Source organism: Actinomadura pelletieri DSM 43383 (assembly GCF_003634705.1).
GTDB lineage: Bacteria > Actinomycetota > Actinomycetes > Streptosporangiales > Streptosporangiaceae > Spirillospora > Spirillospora pelletieri.
Genome location: NZ_RBWU01000007.1, coordinates 593,125 through 611,104 on the forward strand (window position 1 = coordinate 593,125; position 17,980 = coordinate 611,104).

At 74.0% G+C, this 17,980-nt stretch carries 15 protein-coding genes; 7 read left to right on the forward strand and 8 right to left on the reverse strand.

Annotated elements, in window-relative coordinates; genetic code table 11:
- Window positions 1-6 precede the first annotated feature (6 nt).
- From BZB76_RS30890 to BZB76_RS30905, 4 genes are read left to right on the forward strand one after another with little or no spacing between them, the layout of a single operon-like run.
- Entirely contained in the window at window positions 7-1,101 is a 1,095-nt protein-coding gene (locus BZB76_RS30890) for an ATP-binding protein (RefSeq protein ID WP_121437925.1), read from the forward strand.
- Window positions 1,101-3,371, forward strand: a complete 2,271-nt coding sequence (locus BZB76_RS30895; protein ID WP_121437926.1) for a DUF5682 family protein — start codon at window positions 1,101-1,103, stop codon at window positions 3,369-3,371. Before BZB76_RS30890 ends, BZB76_RS30895 begins: the two co-directional genes overlap by 1 nt.
- Complete coding sequence (locus BZB76_RS30900; protein WP_121437927.1) at window positions 3,368-4,531, forward strand: VWA domain-containing protein; 1,164 nt, start codon at window positions 3,368-3,370, stop codon at window positions 4,529-4,531. The genes BZB76_RS30895 and BZB76_RS30900 overlap by 4 nt, the downstream gene beginning before the upstream one ends.
- Window positions 4,528-6,489, forward strand: coding sequence for a hypothetical protein (locus BZB76_RS30905; RefSeq protein ID WP_121437928.1), 1,962 nt, complete (start codon window positions 4,528-4,530; stop codon window positions 6,487-6,489). The genes BZB76_RS30900 and BZB76_RS30905 overlap by 4 nt, the downstream gene beginning before the upstream one ends.
- A gap of 2 nt (window positions 6,490-6,491) precedes the next feature.
- On the opposite strand, the gene BZB76_RS30910 is transcribed toward BZB76_RS30905, so the two are convergent.
- From BZB76_RS30910 to BZB76_RS30930, 5 genes are all read right to left on the reverse strand, one after another.
- The gene (locus tag BZB76_RS30910) at window positions 6,492-7,430 is read right to left on the reverse strand and encodes an MBL fold metallo-hydrolase (protein WP_121437929.1); all 939 of its coding nucleotides are present in this window, start codon (window positions 7,428-7,430) and stop codon (window positions 6,492-6,494) included.
- A 24-nt stretch (window positions 7,431-7,454) separates the two neighbouring features.
- Window positions 7,455-8,519 carry a rod shape-determining protein gene (locus tag BZB76_RS30915; RefSeq protein ID WP_170180834.1) on the reverse strand — a complete coding sequence of 355 codons (1,065 nt, stop codon included), beginning with the start codon at window positions 8,517-8,519 and terminating at the stop codon, window positions 7,455-7,457.
- Between the two features lie 108 nt (window positions 8,520-8,627).
- Window positions 8,628-9,521 carry a metal ABC transporter permease gene (locus BZB76_RS30920; RefSeq protein WP_121437931.1) on the reverse strand — a complete coding sequence of 298 codons (894 nt, stop codon included), beginning with the start codon at window positions 9,519-9,521 and terminating at the stop codon, window positions 8,628-8,630.
- Entirely contained in the window at window positions 9,518-10,171 is a 654-nt protein-coding gene (locus BZB76_RS30925) for a metal ABC transporter ATP-binding protein (protein ID WP_121437932.1), read from the reverse strand. The genes BZB76_RS30920 and BZB76_RS30925 overlap by 4 nt, the downstream gene beginning before the upstream one ends.
- Window positions 10,168-11,085 (reverse strand): metal ABC transporter solute-binding protein, Zn/Mn family, encoded by a 918-nt coding sequence (locus BZB76_RS30930; protein ID WP_121437933.1) that lies wholly within the window; start codon window positions 11,083-11,085, stop codon window positions 10,168-10,170. The genes BZB76_RS30925 and BZB76_RS30930 overlap by 4 nt, the downstream gene beginning before the upstream one ends.
- A gap of 188 nt (window positions 11,086-11,273) precedes the next feature.
- Between BZB76_RS30930 and BZB76_RS30935 the strand changes: the two genes are divergently transcribed.
- Genes BZB76_RS30935 through BZB76_RS30945 form a run of 3 tightly spaced genes read left to right on the forward strand, consistent with a single transcriptional unit; the run spans window position 11,274 to window position 14,902 of the window.
- Window positions 11,274-12,101: a PP2C family protein-serine/threonine phosphatase gene (locus BZB76_RS30935; RefSeq protein ID WP_121437999.1), complete on the forward strand. Its 828-nt coding sequence runs from the start codon at window positions 11,274-11,276 to the stop codon at window positions 12,099-12,101.
- 60 nt (window positions 12,102-12,161) lie between these two features.
- Window positions 12,162-13,973, forward strand: coding sequence for an N-6 DNA methylase (locus BZB76_RS30940; RefSeq protein WP_121438000.1), 1,812 nt, complete (start codon window positions 12,162-12,164; stop codon window positions 13,971-13,973).
- Window positions 13,970-14,902 (forward strand): serine/threonine-protein kinase, encoded by a 933-nt coding sequence (locus BZB76_RS30945; RefSeq protein WP_246007322.1) that lies wholly within the window; start codon window positions 13,970-13,972, stop codon window positions 14,900-14,902. The genes BZB76_RS30940 and BZB76_RS30945 overlap by 4 nt, the downstream gene beginning before the upstream one ends.
- Before the next feature lie 80 nt (window positions 14,903-14,982).
- Here BZB76_RS30945 and BZB76_RS35445 read toward each other — a convergent pair whose 3' ends face one another.
- From BZB76_RS35445 to BZB76_RS30960, 3 genes are all read right to left on the reverse strand, one after another.
- Window positions 14,983-15,912: a C40 family peptidase gene (locus tag BZB76_RS35445; RefSeq protein ID WP_211343264.1), complete on the reverse strand. Its 930-nt coding sequence runs from the start codon at window positions 15,910-15,912 to the stop codon at window positions 14,983-14,985.
- A 279-nt stretch (window positions 15,913-16,191) separates the two neighbouring features.
- On the reverse strand, window positions 16,192-17,616 hold the full coding sequence (locus tag BZB76_RS30955; protein WP_246007323.1) for a maltokinase N-terminal cap-like domain-containing protein: 1,425 nt from the start codon (window positions 17,614-17,616) through the stop codon (window positions 16,192-16,194).
- Between the two features lie 2 nt (window positions 17,617-17,618).
- Window positions 17,619-17,980: alpha-glucosidase C-terminal domain-containing protein (locus BZB76_RS30960; RefSeq protein ID WP_211343265.1), on the reverse strand; the 362-nt coding region annotated here is incomplete at its 5' end.

The window sequence follows — 17,980 nt, forward strand, 5'->3', positions numbered from 1 at the left end:
AGCGCCATGGAAGATCATCGCGGTGGGTTCCAGCGGCCCCCGGCGGAGGTGCGGTTCGCGGACGAGCTGGAGCGGCTCCGCGACGCCGACTCCGGGCCGCGGCCGCCCGGCTGGGCGCTCAGTCTGACGGCGGCCCGGCGGTTCGTCACCGGCGACGACGCGCTCGGGGTCCGGCGCAAGTTCGTCGGGGACACCGCGCTCATCGACCGGGCCCTGGTCACATTGGCGACGAGCCGGGGGCTGATGCTCGTCGGGGAGCCGGGGACGGCGAAGTCGCTGCTGTCGGAGCTGATCGCGGCGGCGGTGAGCGGGACGTCCCTACTGACGATCCAGGGCGGCGCCGCCACCACCGAAGACCAGATCAAGTATTCCTGGAACTACGCGCTGCTGGTGTCGGAGGGGCCGTCCACGCGGTCGCTGGTCCCGGCGCCGCTGCTGACCGGGATGGCCGAGGGGAGGGTCGTCCGGTTCGAGGAGATCACCCGGTGCCCGCTGGAGGTGCAGGACTCGCTGCTGTCGCCGCTGTCCGACCGGGTCCTGGCGATCCCGGAGCTGACCGGTGACGACTCGATGGTGTTCGCGCGGGACGGGTTCAACGTCATCGCGACCGCCAACACCCGAGATCGGGGCGTCAACGAGATGAGCGCGGCGCTCAAGCGGCGGTTCAACTTCGAGACGGTGTTCCCGATCGGCGACTTCGCGACCGAGCTGGACCTGGTGGAGCGGGAGGCGACGCGGCTGCTGGAGCGCAGTGGTGTCGCCGTCGCGCCGCGCCGGGACGTCCTCGAAGTGCTCGTCACGACGTTCCGGGAGCTGCGCGACGGCACGACCGAGGACGGGCGGGCCATGGACCGGCCGTCCGCCGTCATGAGCACCGCAGAGGCCGTGTCCGTGGCGCACCAGATCGGGGTGCGGGGATGGTTCCTGCGCGGCGAGGCGGGCGGCGCGGCCGACATCGTGGAGTGCCTCGCGGGGACGGCCGCCAAGGACAACCCGGATGATCTCACCCGGCTCCGGCGGTATCTGGAGCAGCAGGCGTCCCGGCGTGACGGCGAGCAGTGGCGCGCCCTGCACGCCGCCCGGCATCTGCTTCCGGGCTGATGGCCGTCGCGTTCGTCGGCGTCCGGCACCACAGCCCGGCGTGCGCGCGGCTCGTCCGGGACACGATCCGGCGGCTGCGGCCCGCGTACGTGCTGGTCGAGGGGCCCGCCGACGTCAACGGCCGGATGGCCGAGCTGCTCCTCGGCCATGAACCGCCCGTCGCGATCTACAGCTACCACCGGGACGCGGAGCGGGTGCACGCCTCCTGGACGCCGTTCTGCGCGTACTCACCGGAATGGGTCGCGCTGAACGAGGGCCGGGCGGCCGGTGCGGAGCTGCGGTTCGTCGACCTGCCCGCGTGGCATCCGGCGTTCGCCGACCGCGGCAACCGGTACGCCGACGCCGAGCTCCGGTACGCCGAGGTGGCCGGGCGGCTCTGCCGGGAGTTCGCCGTCGACAACACCGACATCCTCTGGGACCACCTCTTCGAGATCGATCCCGACGACACGGCGCGGCGGCTCGACGCCTACTTCGACCTCCTGCGGGGCGGCGCGGAGGCGGGGGAGGACGACGCGGCCCGCGAGTCGTACATGGCGGCATGGATCCGGGCGGCCGAGGCCGACGCCGGTGACCGGCCGGTCGTGGTGGTGACGGGAGGCTTCCACAAGCCCGCGCTGGAACGGCTCGCGGAGACCGGCGGGACCGCCTGGCCGGACGTGCCCGAGCCGCCCGAGGGCTCGACCGGCGGGAGCTTCCTCGTCCCGTACTCGTTCCGGCGGCTCGACGCGTTCACCGGCTACCAGGCGGGAATGCCGTCGCCCGAGTACTACCAGCGGCTCTGGGAGGGCGGCCCGGAGAAGGCGGCGTCCGCGCTGGTCGAGACGGTCGTGGCGCGGCTGCGCGAGCGACGGCGGGTCGTGTCGACCGCCGACCTGGTCGCCGCGCGCACGCTCACCGACGGGCTGACGCGGCTGCGCGGGCACCGGGCGCCCGCCCGGACGGACCTGCTGGACGGGCTGGTGTCCGCGCTGGTGAACGACGACCTCGACCGGCGGCTGCCATGGACGTCCCGGGGCCGGCCGGCCCCGGGCGCGCATCCGGTGGTCGTGGAGATGGTCGCCGCGCTGAGCGGGTCGCGGGTCGGGCGGCTCCACCGCGACACCCCGGCCCCGCCGCTCGTCCATGACGCCGCCGCCGAGTTGGAACGGCTCGGCCTCGACCGGGACGGGCCCGTCGCGCTCACGTTGACGACTCCGCGAGGGCTGGAACGCAGCCGGGCCCTGCATCGGCTGCGCGTGCTGGCGATCCCCGGTGTCGTGCGCCGGTCGGGGCCCGCGACCGGCGCCGACCCGGTGCTGGAGGAACACTGGGTCGTGGACGTGTCCGACGACGACGGGCGCCGCGCGTCCGCGCTCATCGAGGCGGGCGCCTACGGGCCGACGCTCGCCGCCGCGGCGGCCGCCGTCCTGGACGAGCGCATGACCGCGGCCGGAAACGACATGGGCGGGCTGGCGGACGTCCTGTTCGACGCGGCGCTGTGCGGCTGCGCGGACCAGTCCGGGCGGATCGCCGAGACGATCGCCGCCGGGATCGCGGGCGCGTCCCACCTCGCCGCGCTCGGGGCCGTGCTGGAGGTCGCCCTCGGGTTGTGGCGGCACGACCGCGTCCTCGGCACGGCCCGCAGTCCGCTGCTCGGGACGGTCGTGGCCGAAGGAGTCGTCCGCGTCCTCTGGCTGGTCGAGGGCGTTCGCGGCGGGCCGGGCCCGGCCGATCTCGACCGTCTGCGCGCGGTCGCCGCCGTCCGCGACGCGCTGGTGCACGCCCGCGGCCCGCTCGGCCTGGACCGCGACGCCGCGCTCGGCGTCGCCCGCCGGGTCGCCGCCCGGACCGACGTCCCGCCCGACCTGCGCGGCGCCGCGTTCGGACTCGGCCGGGCCCTCGGCGACACCGCCGACCCGGCGCGGGCGCTGCGGGGCGCGGCCGGGCCGGAGACGTTCGGGGACTGGCTCGCCGGGCTGTTCGCGCTCGCCCGGCAGGAGGTCCTCGATCCGGAGACGGCGGTCCTGGACGTCCTCGACGAGCTGGTCGGCGCCATGGGCGACGACGACTTCCTCGTCGCGCTGCCCGCGCTGCGGCAGGCGTTCGAGTTCTTCCCGCCCCGGGAGCGCGAGGCGATCGCCCGGGGGCTGCTGGAGCGGCACGGGGCGCGCGGCTCGTCCCGGGCGCTGCTGCGGACGGACGGCCCGCCGCTGCTGATCGCGGAGGCGAGGGCCCTGGAGGCGCGCGTCGACCGTGCGCTCCACGCCGCGGGACTGGAGGCGACGCCGTGATCCCCCCCGACCTGGAACGATGGCGGCTCATCCTCGGCGCGCCCGCCGAGGCGCGCACGGGCCCGCTCGACGGCACGGCCGCCGAACGGGACGCCACGCTCGACTGGCTCTACGGACGCGACCCCGACCTGGCCCGGCGCGGCGTCCGGCGCGGCCCCGGCGGCGGCCTCCATGACGGCGGCCCCGGGGGCGACGGCCGCGCCGGCGGGCACGGGCCGTCCCTGCTCACGACCGTCGACTGGCTCGACGCCGTCCACCGGCTGTTCCCGAAGGAGACCATCGAGCGGCTCGAACGCGACGCCGTCGAACGCTACGAGATCCATGACATCGTCACCGACCCCGCCGTCCTGGAGCGCGTCGAGCCCGACGAGACGCTGCTGCGCGCCGTGCTGCGCACCAAGCACCTGATGAACCCGGAGGTCCTCGCGCTCGCCCGGCGGATCGTCGAGGCCGTCGTCCGGCAGCTGATGGAACGGCTCGCGACCGAGGTGCGGCAGACGTTCCACGGCACCCGGTCACGGCGGCCCAGCCGGATGAAGAACTCCCGCAACTTCGACTTCCACCGGACGATCCGCGCCAACCTCGCGCACTACCGGCCGGACGAGCGCCGCCTCTACATCGAGAACCCGAAGTTCGTGTCACGGACGCGGCGCCACGTCGAGCAATGGCAGCTCGTCCTGCTGGTGGACCAGTCGGGGTCGATGCTCGGGTCGGTGATCCACTCCGCCGTCACGGCCGCGTGCCTGTGGGGGCTGCCGGGCCTGAAGACGCACCTCGTCGCGTTCGACACGTCCGTGGTGGACCTGACGTCCGATGTCACCGATCCCGTCGAGCTGCTGATGAAGGTGCAGCTCGGCGGTGGCACCGACATCGCGCGGGCCGTCGCGTACGGGGCGGGGCTGGTGGAGAACCCGCGCCGGGCCATCGTCGCGGTCGTCTCCGACTTCTACGAGGGCGGGGACGTGCACCGGCTCGTCGAGGAGGTGCGGCGGCTCGTCCAGCAGGGCACGCACGTGCTGGGGCTCGCCGCGCTGGACGAGGACGCCGACCCGTCCTACGACCGGGAGACGGCGCGGCGCCTCGCCGACGTCGGCGCGCACGTCGGCGCGATGACGCCGGGGCGGCTCGCCGGGTTCGTCGCGGAGAGGATCGGCCGGTGACGCGCGCCGACCTGGTCTCGCTCACGCCGGACGCGCTGGCGGCGCTCGCCAACCGCGGCCTGGTCAAACGCGCCGCCAAGGACCTCGACGCCGGGAACGGCCCCGAGATCACCGTGTCCCCGGACGGCACCGTCGAGGGGACGTATCCGGACGGCGCGGCGACCTCCCTCCCGGCCGGGGCGGGGCTGGACGCCGCGACCTGCTCCTGCGCGGCGACGGGGACGTGCCGCCACCAGATCTGCCTCGTCCTCGCCTACCAGCGGCACGCCGCCGGCGAACCGGCCCCGGAGCCCGCGGCCGACTGGTCGCCGGGAGCCTTCGACGACGACGCGCTCGTCCGTGTCCTCGGGCAGCGCGCCGTCACCGCGGCCCGGCGCACGTTCCGCGCCGGGTACTCCGCCGTCGTCCGCCGTCCCACCGGCGGCGACCCGGTGGCGGAGGTGGAGCTGCCGACCTGTACCGTCCGGTTCCTCGTGCCGGGCGAACCGGGCTACGTCCACACCGACGCCGTCGCCGTGCTGCGCGGCGAGGTCACGATGCTGGCCGTCTGGGCGTTCCGGGCCGCCGACGAGCGCGGCCTCACCGGCGACGAGGTCCGCCTGGACGTCGGCGGCGCCCCCGGAAGGGCCACGGGTGGCGACGGGCTCGACACCGCGCTGGAACTCGCCGACCAGGTCCTCCTCGACGGCGCCGCGCACGCGGGCCCGGTCCTGGTCGCCGCGCTGGGACGCGCCGCCGCCGACCTTGCGGCGCGCGGAGCGCACTGGCCCGCCGCCGCGCTGGACGACCTGGCCGGGCAGCTCACCGCGCACCACGACCGCCGCGCCGACCACGACCCCCGGCGCGTCGCCGAACTGCTCGCCGAGGTCCACGCCCGGCATCGCGCCTCCCGAGCGACACCGGAGGGGGGCGACGGTCGTCTGTCGCAGGTCCTCGGCACCGACGAGGCGGCGGAGACCCCGCTGCGCCGCGTCCGCCTCGCCGGCCTCGGCTGCCGCGTCGCGGGCACCGACGACACCCGCACCGCCGACGTCTACTTCGCGCACACCGGAACCGGGATCGTGCTCGTGCTGAAACGCCGCTGGGACGTCCCGGACGGGACGCGGACGACCGGCGCCGACCTCGCCGGGCGCCGGATCCTCGGTGCGTCGCTGCGCCGGCTCGCCGCCGCCAACGTCGTGTCGGAGACCGCGACCCGCACCGCGGGACGGGTCGTCCGGGTCGCCGCCGGCCGGGTCGCCAGGACGACGGTCACCCCGCTCGGCGACGCCTGGGAGGCCCTGCCCGCCCGGCTCCTCGTCCGCGACTACGCGGCGGAGGGGCGCGCGCTGGACGCGCTGCCGCCCCGGCTCGTCCGGCCGCGCGTCGAGGCCGAGCCGGTCCGGGTCGTCGAGATCGCCGAGGTCCGCGACCTCGGGTACCGGCCCGGCGCGCAGCGGCTGGAGGCGCGCGTCGCCGACAAGGCGGGCGCCACGGCCGTCGTGTCGGCGGACTACAGCCCGCACCGCCCGGCCGCGCTGGACGCGCTCGCCGCGGCCCTGTCCGCCGGTCCGCGTCTCGTCGCCGGCGCCGTCCGCCGGGATCGCGGCGGCCTGGTCATCGACCCGTTCGCCGTCCTGACCCCGGACGGCGTCGTCGTGCCCGACCTGGAACCCGGTGACGGGACCGCCGCGCTGGACGGCCCGGCCTGGGACGACCCCGACCCACTCGGACACGTCCTCGACGAGGCGCTCGACGCCTGCGCCGACGCCGCGCACCGCGGCTTCTCCCACCTCACCCCCGGCCTGCGGGACCGGATCGCCCGCGCGGGACGGGACCTCGAACGCGCCGGGCTGCGCACCACCGCCGGGACGCTCGCCGCGTTCGCCGCCGCGCTCACCGGCGACGACCCGCGCCGCGCCGCGCGGGCCTGGGCCACCGCGTGCGTCCGGCTCATCACCACGGCCGAGCTGCGCTGACGTCAGGCACGGCAGGTCAGCGGGCGCCCTCCGTTGAACTCGATCATGTCGTTGAGCGCCGCCACCTGGTCGATCCGCGCGCCGGGCTCGGCGCCGTCCAGTTCGGCGTAGGCGCGGTGCAGGTTCCCGACGAGCCGCTCGGCGTCGGTCAGTTCCGCGAACGGGCCGAGGTCGGCCTCCCGGGCGGCCTCCAGCGGCGCCAGCCCGGCCGCCTTCCCCGCCTCCGCCGTCGTCCGCACGAACCGCAGGTAGGCGGCGACGCGGTCGATCAGCTCGGGTCCGGCCACCGGGCCGTGCCCCGGGACGATCACCTCCGCGTCCAGCGGCGCGACGACCTCCTCCAGCACCCGCAGCGCGCCCGACACCGAACCCTGGAGGAGGAACGGCGTGCCGCCGTTGAACAGCAGGTCGCCGCAGAACAGCACCCGCCGGTCCGGGATCCACACGATCGAGTCGTTGGTCGTGTGCGCGGGCGTCCCCACATGCCGGACCTCGCACCGCAGGTCGTCCACCCACAGCGTCACCGCGTCGGTGTAGGTGAGGAACGGCGGCTCGATCTCGACGTCGCCCCAGTCGACCTTCGTCCAGAACGGGTTGTCGAACGGTTTGCCCCACGCGAGCGCCGCCGCCCGCGTCTCCTCGTGCCCGACGACGGTCGCGCCGGAGAACAGGTAGTTGCCGTACGTGTGGTCGCCGTGGTGGTGGGTGTTGACCAGCGTCCGGACGGGCCGGTCCGTCACCGACCGGATCGTCTCCAGGTAGGCGCGGGTCCGGCGTTCGGTGGAGCAGGAGTCCACGCTGGTCACGCCACGCGAGCCGACGAGGAAACCGGTGTTGTTGATCCACCAGGTGCCGTCCGGCTGGACGTAGGCGAACACCCCCTCGGAGACCTCTTCCAGGCGCGGACTGCCAGGACCTTCGTGGTCGGGTGCGTCGCTCATGAACCCGGGAGTCTAACCCGCGGGTCAGTACTCGAACTCGGGTAGGGACGTCACCAGATGCGGTCGCGGAGAGCTCTCCCGGGCGGACGGTTCCGGCGACCGGGCCGAGCGCAGCACCTCCCCGGCGCCGAGGACGGCCGCGTCACCGGTCTCGTCCCCGACCCGCGCGACCAGGCCCGTCCGATCCCGGATCAGCCGTTCCAGCCCGGGCAGTCGCGCGGTCCCTCCGGTGAGGGTGACGCCGACGCTGAGCAGATCACCGGAGATCTCCGGGGAACAACCCGACAGTCCGACGTGCACGGCGTCGACGATCTCGGCGACGGGACCGGCGATCGCGCGGCCGACGTCCACCGTGGTGAGGACGATCTCGCGCGGCATTCCGGTGGTGACGTCGCGGCCGTGCACCACGGTCTGCCGCACCGGACGCCGGCCGAGCGGCGGCACCGCCCCGACCTCCAGCTTCGCGGCCTCGGCCGCCGACGGCGAGATGACCGTGCGCTGCTCGCGCCGCACCAGCGCGACGATCGCGCGGTCCAGCGCGGACCCGCCGATGTGCGCGGTGTGGGACGTGACGAGCCCGCCGAACGCGATGACGCCGATGTCGGTGAGGTCCGCGCCGATGTCGGCGACGACGGTGACATCGGGCCGCGCCGACGAGGTCAGGCCCATCCCGATGGCGGCGGCGATCGGCGTCGGCACCAGCGTGAGGCGCCGCGCGCCCGCCTGGTACGCGGAGAACTGCAGCGCCCGGTAGTGGACGGTGTTCATCCCGCTCGGCACCGTCATGACCAGCCGCGGCCGGGCCGTGTACCGGCGCCGGTGATGCCTGCGGACGAGATGCCGCATCAGGTACTCGGCCTCGTCGGTCTCGGTCGGCGCGCCGTCGCGGATCGGCCGGACGAGGGTGACGTCCGGGTTGCGTCCCGCCATCTCCCGTGCCGGGCCGCCGAGCGCGAGGATGCGTCCGGTGCGCCGACATCGGGCCAGGAGCGACGGCTCCCTGCACACGACCCCGCGGTCCTTCACATGCATTCGCACGGTGGAGCCGCCCAGGTCGATGGCGGTGTCACGGCCCGCGAAGTCCCACATCGCGTCCCTCCCAATCGCCCCGAAAGTCGCAAGCGCCGTGATGATGCCCTCTTGTCCGGTGGGGATGCTCATGACCCGGTAAGCGAATGGCAACGTCCTGACGTGCGATCACATGGCCCCGGGGGACCGCACGGCGTCGAGTCGGGTGGACGGGCGCCGGGACGTCCAGCCGCGCCGCTTCCGGACGGCGCCCACCGCGCGGCACACCCCGTACAGGGTGAACGACAGCGTCGTCACGTACGGGCTGACGGGAATGCTGGACCCGACCGACAGCAGGATCCCGCCGACCACCGACACCGTCGCGAGCGCCGCGCTGAGCAGCGGCACCACCACCGGGGACGCCGACACCCGCACGGCCGCGGCGGCCGGGGTGCAGATCAGCGCCAGCACCAGCAACGCCCCCACGACCTGCACCGACACCGCCACCGCGAGCCCGAGCACCAGCATGAAGGCGGGCGACAGCATCCGTACGGGCACGCCCCGCGCCGCCGCGACATGCGGGTCGAGGCTCGCGAACGCCAGCGGGCGCCACATGACCGCCAGGCACACCAGCACGGCCGCCGACGTCGCCAGCAGCCACGACAGCCGCGGCGTGTCGATCGCGACGATCTGCCCGGTGAGGAGGCCGAACTTGTTGGCGGCCCGGCCCTCGTAGAGCGACAGGAACAGCACGCCCAGCCCGAGCCCGAACGGCATCAGCACGCCGATGACCGAACCGCGGTCGCGGGCGCGGGCGCCGAGCACCCCGATGAGCGCGGCCGCCACCAGCGCCCCGGCGATCGAACCGCCCGCCACGCTCGCGCCGAACAGCAGCGCCGCCGCGGCGCCCGCGAACGCCAGCTCGCTGATGCCGTGCACCGCGAATGCCAGGTCGCGCATGATGACGAACGTTCCGGCGAGCCCGCCGACCAGCCCGAGCACCGCCCCCGCGATGATCGAGTTCTGCACGAGCGCGAGCAGCGCCCCGTAGTCCTCGAAGTTGATGATCTCGTCCCAGCTCATGACACGGCCGCCGCTCCGACGTCCAGGACCCGGTCGGCCAGCGGCAGCACCGGATCGAGCTCATGGGTGACGAACACGACGGTCGTGCCGTGCTCGCGGCGCCGCCGGTCGACCAGCTCGGCGACGATCCGCTGGTGTTCGGCGTCCAGTGACAGCAGCGGCTCGTCGCACAGCAGGAGTCGCGGGTCGGTCGCCAGCGCCTGCGCGACCCGCACCCGTTGCAGCTCCCCGCCGGACAGCAGGTCGAGCGGGACGTCCGCGAACGGCGCGGCGCCGACGTCCCGCAGCACGTCCTCGACGCGGCGGCGCGCCCGCGAACGCGACCGGGGCAGGGGCGCGGGCAGGCCCCACCGATGCCCGTCGATCCCGAGCCGCACCAGGTCACGGGCCCGCAGCGGGGTGTGCGGGACGACGGCCCGATGCTGCGGGACGTAACCGACGATGTCACTCCCGCGCCGCGGCGGGCGCCCGTTCACGGTGACCGTTCCGGAGGAGAGCCGCCGCAGCCCGAGCAGCACCTTCAGCAGGCTCGTCTTGCCCGACCCGTTCGACCCGACCACGACCAGGAACTCGCCCGCCGCGACGTCGAGGTCGAGGCGCCACAGCGTCCGGTCCCCGTAGGACAGGACGGCGTCGCGGAGGGAGATCATGACAGCGCCTTCCCCAGCGCGGTGATGGTGGCGTCCATCCAGGAGACGTAGTTCCGGCCCGGCGGCAGCGTCTCGGTGACCGGCACGACGGGCACGCCGCCGTCCTTCGCGGCCTTCTCCAACCGCTCGGTCTGCGGCCCACTGGTCTGCGCGTTGGACACGAGCGCCGCCACCTTCCTCCCGGTGAGCAGCGCGAGCGTGTCCCGCATCGCGCGGGGCGGCACGTCGCCGCCCTCCTCGACCGCCTCGCTGAACTCGTCCGGCGTCTCGTTCCGCAGCCCGGCGGCCTCCAGCAGGTAGACCGGCAGGGGCTCGGTGATCGCGACGCCTGCTCCGCCGTGCGCGGCCTTGAGCGCCGCCACCTTGCCCTGCAGCGTGGACAGTTCCGTCTTGAACGCGGTGGCGTTCGCCGTGAACGTCTTCGCGTTCCCGGCGTCGGCCTCGGTGAGCGCGGCGGAGACCCGGTCGGCGAGGCGGGCGACCGTCGGCAGGTCGTACCAGACGTGCTCGTTCGGCTTCTCGCCCGCGGGCGCGGTCTTCCCCGCGATCCGGACGACGTCCAGCACCTCGGCCTTGGACCCGGCGCCCTTCAGCAACGTGCCGACGAAGTCGTCGTAGCCGCCGCCGTTCTGGATCACGACCCGGGCCTTGGCGAGCGCGAGCCTGCTGCGCGACCCCGCCTCGAAGGAGTGCGGGTCCTGCGCGGGGTCGGAGATGAACGACGTCACGTCCACCCGGTCGCCGCCGATCCGGCGCGCGATGTCGCCGTACACGTTCGTCGAGGCCACGACGGAGACACGGTCGCCGCGCTCCGACCCGGCGTCCGAGGACGACCCGCAGCCGCCGAGCGTCAGCGCGGCCATGCCGAGGGCGGCGCCCGCACCGAGCACCCGGATCCGCAGAAGTGAGGACATGAGGGCTCCTCGAAAATGAAAACGGTTTTCGCTTCTGAAGTTAGCACGATCCAGACGTTTCGTCCGCCGCTCCGCGCGCAGAACGTGAGGCAGAACGTGGCCATGGCCGTGCCCGGCCAAAGTGCAGGAAGCCAAGAAGTCAAGGGAAGTGCTTGTGAACTGAGTTTCGCTGTGCTTCTCTTATGTACATGGCTCACCATGTGCTGCGTATCGCCGCGGGATCGGACATCGGCCGTCGGCGGCGGACGAACGAGGACTCGGCGCTCGCCGGTCCGCGGCTGCTCGCGGTCGCCGACGGGATGGGCGGTCACCCGCACGGCGACGTGGCCAGCGGGACGGCCATCGCGACCCTCGCCCGGCTGCCGCTCGACGGCGACCTGGTCGCCGCGCTCTCCGCCGGGGTCACCGAGGTCGCCGCGCGCCTGGACGCCCTCGCCCGGCAGGATCCGGACATGGCCGGGATGGGGACCACGCTGACCGCGCTGGCCTGGGACGAGCCGGGGCACCGCTTCGCGGTGGCGCACATCGGCGACTCCCGCGCCTACGTGCTGCGCGGCGGTGACCTGTTCCAGCTCACGCGCGACCACACGATGGTGCAGTCGCTCGTCGACGGCGGGCAATTGACCTACGCCGAGGCGGCCCGCCATCCGAAGGGGTCGATGCTGGTGAGAGCGTTGCAGAGCGGCGGCAGCGCCCAGCCCGACCTGTTCTGGCACGACGCCCTGCCCGGTGACCGCTACCTGCTGTGCTCCGACGGCGTCTCCGGGTTCCTCACCCCGGAGGCGATCCGGGACGCGCTTGCGGAGGCCGCCCGTCCGGCGGACGGTGTCGTGCGCCTGGTCGGCCTCGCCAACGCGGCGGGCGGGCAGGACAACATCACCTGCGTCATCGCCGACGTCGCCGGCCCCGAGGCCCCGGCCGGACCGGCGCAGGAACCGTTGATCGTCGGCGCGGCGGCACAGGACGGCCCGGGGCGTCTCGCCAGGTTCGGCCGCCGCCTGCGCGGATCGCATTGACGCTGTTCACGGTCGTTCCCCGTGCCGACCGAGGTTGCGAAGATCAAGTATGGTGACGGCATGAGCGGCGATCCCGGGGTGACCGCGGGCGACATCGCCCGGCTGGCGGGCGTCGGCCGCGCCACGGTCAGCAATTGGCGGCGCCGCCACGGGGACTTCCCGCGACCGGTCGGCGGGACGGCGACCAGCCCGCTGTTCTCCCTCGCCGACGTCGAGGACTGGCTGCGCCGCAACGGCAAACCGTTCGAGGTGTCCCTCGCCGACCGGGTGTGGCAGCGGCTCCGCGCGTCCGGTGACGACTTCCAGCTCGCCGACCTCGTCGGCTGGGCCGGGGTGCGGCTGCTCGAACTGCGCGGCGGCGCCGCCGTGCCGTCCGGGCGGCGCGGGGCGCGCCTCCCGGTCGAACCGGCCGACGCCGCACTGCCCGCCCTGCTGGCCGAACTCGCCGCCGAACGCGGCCACGCCGGCGCGTTCGACCTGCTCGTCCACCGCTACGTCCAGGCGCACTCGCGGCGGCTCGTCGTCACGCGCGAGGACGTGGCGCGGCTGATGGCCAGGCTCGTGTGCCGGGACGGCGACACCGTCCTCGACCCCGCGTGCGGGCTCGGCACGCTGCTGATGGCGGCCCCGGGCCCGCGGTCGGCCCTCGGCCAGGACGGCAGCGCCTCCGCCGCCCTGATCGCCGAGGTCAGGCTGCTGCTCGCCGGAACGCCCGCCGAGATCGCCGCGGGCGACTCGCTGCGCCGCGACGCGTTCCCCGGCGCGACCGCCGACGCGGTCCTGTGCAACCCGCCGTTCGGCGACCGCGCATGGGGGCACGAGGAACTCGCCGGCGACCCGCGCTGGGAGTACGGGCTGCCGCCGCGCGGCGAACCCGAACTGGCCTGGGCACAGCACTGTCTCGCGCACCTGCGGCCGGGCGGCCGCGCCGCGGTGCTGATGCCCTCGGCGGTGGCGTCCCGGCGCCCCGGCCGCCGCATTCGCGGCAACCTGCTCCGGGCCGGCGCGCTGCGGGCCGTGATCACGCTGGCGGCGGGCGGGCCCGACCTATGGCTGCTGCGGCGCCCCGAACCCGGTCGGCCGGCGCCCGCCACCGTCCTGCTGCTGGACGCCGACGGCGACCTCGAGCTGGCCGGACGCGCCTGGGAACGGCGCGCCGACGGCGAGTTCACCGTGCCGGTCATCGACCTGCTGGACGACGAGGTCGACGTCGCCCCGGCCCGGCACCGTCCACGGCAGAGCGAGGAGGCGTTCGGGCGCCGCTTCACCGAGACCCTGGACCGGCTGACCGCCGCCGCGCCCACCCCACCGACCCTGGAACTGCTGGCCGAGCGCCGCCCCCCGCCGGTCACGACGCTCGCCGAACTCTCCCGGGCCGGGGTCGTCGCGATCAGCCACGGCCCCCCGCGCCTGCCGGCCGGCGACCACGTGCCGGTCCTCACCGTGGACGACGTGAGCGCCGGGACCGGCCCGTCCGGCATGTCCGCCGCGGCCCCCGGCCTGCTCATGCTGGAGCCCGGCGACGTCGTCGCCACCGCCGCCGGGGCGGCGCGGGTCGTCGCGTCCGCCGGCGCCGCGCTCGGCCCCCACCTCACGCTCTACCGGCCGGACCCGGAGCGGCTCGACCCGCGGTTCCTCGCCGGATTCCTGACCTTCGCCCACACCCGAACCGGCGCCGGATCGAGCCGCATGGACCTGCGCCGCGCCCGCATCCCCCGCCTCTCCCTGGAACGTCAGCGCGACTACGGCCGGGCCTTCGAGGAACTCGCCCGGCTGACCGCGACATTGCGTGACATGTCGTCGCTTGGGGAGGCGCTGGTCGGGCTAAGCTTCGACGGGCTGCTGGACGGCCATCTCCGTCCTCGCCGATGACCCCCGGGAGGACCATGCTCATCGCCGACAGGTATGAGCTCGACGAGCTCCCTCTCGGTCGCGGCGGGATGGGCTCGGTCTACGCCGCGCACGACACGCGCCTCGGGCGCCGCGTCGCGGTGAAGTTCCTGGAGCTGCCCGGCGGCGGCGCGGACGACGAGCTGGAGCGGCGGTTCATCCGGGAGGCTCGCATCCTCGCCCGGCTGGAGCACACCGGCGCGCCCACCCTGGACGACTTCGGCGCGTTCGACCAGCGGCTCTACCAGGTCATGCAGTTCATCGACGGGGTCACCGTCGCCGATCTGATCGCCGAGCACGGGCCCGTCCCGGTCCCGTGGGCCGCCGGGATCATCGCGCAGGCCGCGGCGGTGCTGACGGCCGCGCACGCCCTGTCGATCCGGCACCGCGACCTCAAGCCGACCAACCTGATGCTGGGGCCCGACGGCGGCGTCAAGGTGCTCGACTTCGGGCTCGCCGTCCTCGGTGACGCCGACGTCGCCCACTTCACCCGGCACGGGCAGGTCCTCGGGACGCCCGCGTACATGGCGCCGGAGCAGATCGAGCGGGGCGTCGCGGGCACGCGGAGCGACCTGTACGCGCTCGGCTGCGTGCTGTACGAGATGCTCACCGGACGGCAGCTGTTCGCGGGCCCGACGGCGTACGCCGTGTTCGACAAGCACGTTCGGGAGCGGCCGCCGCACGTGCCCGGCGTGCCCGCCGAGTTGAACGCCCTCGTCCAGGATCTGCTGGAGAAGAAGTCGGAGAACCGCCCGCCGGACGCGCCCGCGCTGTACGAGCGGGTCCGGCCGTTCACCGGCGAGCTGCCGCTGCTCCCGGGGTTCCTGGAACCGGCGTCCACCCCGAACCCGGAACGCATGTACGCGCAGATCGTCGGCCAGGTCCTCGGGGCCGCGCCGGAGAACCGCTGACGCGGTGCCGCCCGCCATGAACGCGGGCAGGGAAGCGCGACGTTCATGGCGGGCGGCGTTCGGACCGGTGGCGCCGGTCGTCAGTCTTCGGACTCGTGGTCCTGCTCGTGGTCCGGCGCGTTGTTCGGCGCGGTCACTTCCTCGCGCAGGTCGGTGTCGGTCGCCCGGGGACGGAGTTCCGGCCCGGAGGAGTCCTGCCAGGCGCGGTCCGGCTCGTAGCGCGGCCGGGGTTCGGGCCTGGACCCGTCCGGAGGCGTGTCGCCTCCCGGTGGCCGGGCGGTGGAGTTCGTGGCGGCACGGTCGGGGGCGTTCGTGGGGGGATTGTCGGTTTTCTTGGGAATTGAATACTCTAGTGGCGGAATATCGGGGGTCCGCTGATTATCGGGCGGTTTATGGTCCGTGCGCCTCTGCACGCTCATTCTGTCGATCTTCTCGACGAGTTCCTTCACCGAGGGCGACCACTCCTTGTAGGTGGGAGCGCCCGGACGCACCGCGCCCGCGAACTGTCTCTTCCGACGTCCACTGAGCTTGTCGATCCTGACCTTCGCTCCGGTGTGCGGCGCGTGCAGGAATCGTCCGTGCCCGACATAGAGTCCGACATGGCTGCGGCCGTGGAAGAAGATGAGGTCCCCGGGCTTGAGGTCCTTCAGCCGCACCTTGCGCTTGACCTTCCGGTACTGCGCGTAGGTGACGCGGGGGATCTTCACGCCCGCCTTCCGCCACGCGGCCATCGCGAGGCCGGAGCAGTCATAGCGCTTCGGTCCCACGGCGCCCCACCGGTACGGCTTGCCGATCTGCTTGCGGGCGAACGACAGGGCCCGGTCCGCGCGGTCCCGCTGCGTCGCCTCACGCGTCCGGTACTTGTCGTAGGCCTTGACCTTCTTCCGCGTCGCCGAGTCGAGATGCAGGCTCTGCAGCACCGCGGGATTGATCGCGGCCAGTGCCTGCGAGCCCAGCGGAACCGCCAGCGCGAGCCCCGTCGCCGTCACGGTGACGGCCGTCCGGAGCATCCGCCTATTTCGAATGGCGGCCCGGGCGAGGGCGGTATGGCCCGGGAACGAGCCGTTCTCGGGACCGCTCCGGGTGTCGGCTCCGCGTGATCCGCATGCGATGGACATTCGTGTGCTCTCCGTTCCCCCGATTGTTCGGGGTCTTGTCGTCGCATCGTCCCGGCGGGTGATCTCCCTGCCGACAGTTCGCGTACCCGTCGAACGCGGCACGATTTTGGTGAGCCCCCCGATTTTGCATGATCATGGCGCGGAATTAGCGCCGGCCTTTGCGGGTTTTGATCATGCGGTCAGATGGGCCAGCGACTTCAACGGAACGGATAGCCAGGCCGGGCGGTTGCGGGCCTCGTACCGCACCTCGTAGACCGCCTTCTCGAACTCGAGGGCGCGCAGGAGCACCGAGTGCGCCGCAGGGTCGGGGCCGCCCGCCGCCGCGTAGCCACGGCAGAAAGCGGCCCGGTTCCGCGCCGCCCACGCGTGCGCGCGTGTCTGTGACCGTCCGGTCGGCCCCGGCGGAACCGTCCCGGGCTTGGTGACGAGGTAGCGGGCCGCGTACTCGAACGAGCGCAGCATTCCGGCGACGTCCCGCAGCGGATGCGCCAGGGCCCGGCGCTCGTGGTGCGTCCGCGCGGGCTCGCCCTCGAAGTCCAGCAGCGTCCAGCCGTTCTCGGTGCGAAGGACCTGGCCGAGGTGGTAGTCGCCGTGGACGCGCTGCACGGTGAGCGGCCGTGCCCACGCGGCCAGGTCGAGGAACGCGTCGGTGAGCGCCTTCGCGTGCGGGACCAGACCGGGCACGGCGCGGCAGGTGGCGGTCAGCTCGGCGTTCATCCGCGCCGCCATCGCCCGTACCTCTGTCTCCGGCAGCACCGTCACACCGAACGCGTCGGCGAGCGACCGGTGCACCTCGGCGGTCGCGGCGCCGAGCCGTTCCGCCTCGGCCGCGAAGTCGCCACCGGCGACGCTGGCGTCCAGTTCCGCCCACTCGTCCGCCCAACCGGCGTCGCGCGGGGGCGTGTGCGCGAACCAGTCCCGGACGCTCGCGATGGCGAGGCTCCAGCCGTCCGCGCCGGTGTGCAGGTAGTCCGACAGGAGGGCGAGCGTCACCGGGGCGCCGGGGACGGGCCCGGGGTCCAGTTCGATCCAGCCGAGGACGGACGGAACGTGCGCGCACCCGCCGCGGGTCAGCGCCAGGTTGACCTCGAGGTCGAGGTTGACGCCGTGGCCGAGCCGCCGGAACAGCTTGCAGATGTAGGCGTCGCCGAACAGCAGCGAGGTGTTGCTCTGCTCGCCCGTGATCGGCAGGCTCGCCAGGTCCGTCCGGATCGCGGCGCCGTCCACGCGGTGGAACCGCAGCGGGCCGACGGACGCGCCCGAGGCCAGGCCGTCCAGCAGTGTCCTGGTGAGGTCCGGGTCGTGGGCGGCGTCGTAGAGGCGCGTTTCGCGGGCGTCCGCGGTCCCGCCGATCTCGGCGTGGTGGAGCCGGTCGGGGAGGTGGCGTCGGGTGCCGAGGAGGACCTGGTAGTGGTCGGTGGTGCCGTTCTGGTGGACGTCGAGGACGAGGTGGTGCAGGCCGGGGTCGCCGGTGCGCAGTTGGGTGGCGGTGCCGATGGTCAGGTGGTCGATGGGTTCGTTCTTGCCGCCGAACCATCGCTGTCTCGGCAGCCACGCCACGAGGTCCCCGATGAGGGACGGCCGGGGCGGCAGCACGGTCAGGCGGTCCTTTCCGCCTGCGCGCCCGATTCTCTGCCGTCATCGTCCGGCGGGGTCAGCTGGAACCAGTAGAAGCCGTGCCCGGGAAGCGTCAGTAGATAGGGCAGTTCGCCGATCGCGGGGAACTGGACGCCGCCCATGCACTCGACGGGGGAGTAGCCCTCGAAGCGGCGCAGGTCGAGTTCGACCGGTTGCGGGAACCGCGACAGGTTGCTGACGCACAGGATCGCGTCCATCTCGCCCCACGGGCTCTCGTCCTCGGTGATCTCGCGGGTGAAGGCGAGGACGGAGGGGTTGGAGGCGGAGAGTTCGACGTAGGTGCCGACGCCGAAGACGGGGTGGCGTTGGCGGATTTCGATCA

Bases quoted from the DNA above. Each gene is read 5' to 3' on its own strand.
- BZB76_RS30945 (WP_246007322.1), top strand. From the start codon at position 13,970: ATGACCCCCGGGAGGACCATGCTCATCGCCGACAGGTATGAGCTCGAC.
- BZB76_RS30890 (WP_121437925.1), top strand. From the start codon at position 7: ATGGAAGATCATCGCGGTGGGTTCCAGCGGCCCCCGGCGGAGGTGCGG.
- BZB76_RS30930 (WP_121437933.1), bottom strand. From the start codon at position 11,085: ATGTCCTCACTTCTGCGGATCCGGGTGCTCGGTGCGGGCGCCGCCCTC.
- BZB76_RS35445 (WP_211343264.1), bottom strand. From the start codon at position 15,912: ATGCTCCGGACGGCCGTCACCGTGACGGCGACGGGGCTCGCGCTGGCG.
- BZB76_RS30910 (WP_121437929.1), bottom strand. From the start codon at position 7,430: ATGAGCGACGCACCCGACCACGAAGGTCCTGGCAGTCCGCGCCTGGAA.
- BZB76_RS30895 (WP_121437926.1), top strand. From the start codon at position 1,101: ATGGCCGTCGCGTTCGTCGGCGTCCGGCACCACAGCCCGGCGTGCGCG.
- BZB76_RS30920 (WP_121437931.1), bottom strand. From the start codon at position 9,521: ATGAGCTGGGACGAGATCATCAACTTCGAGGACTACGGGGCGCTGCTC.
- BZB76_RS30915 (WP_170180834.1), bottom strand. From the start codon at position 8,519: ATGTGGGACTTCGCGGGCCGTGACACCGCCATCGACCTGGGCGGCTCC.
- BZB76_RS30925 (WP_121437932.1), bottom strand. From the start codon at position 10,171: ATGATCTCCCTCCGCGACGCCGTCCTGTCCTACGGGGACCGGACGCTG.
- BZB76_RS30940 (WP_121438000.1), top strand. From the start codon at position 12,162: ATGAGCGGCGATCCCGGGGTGACCGCGGGCGACATCGCCCGGCTGGCG.
- BZB76_RS30935 (WP_121437999.1), top strand. From the start codon at position 11,274: ATGGCTCACCATGTGCTGCGTATCGCCGCGGGATCGGACATCGGCCGT.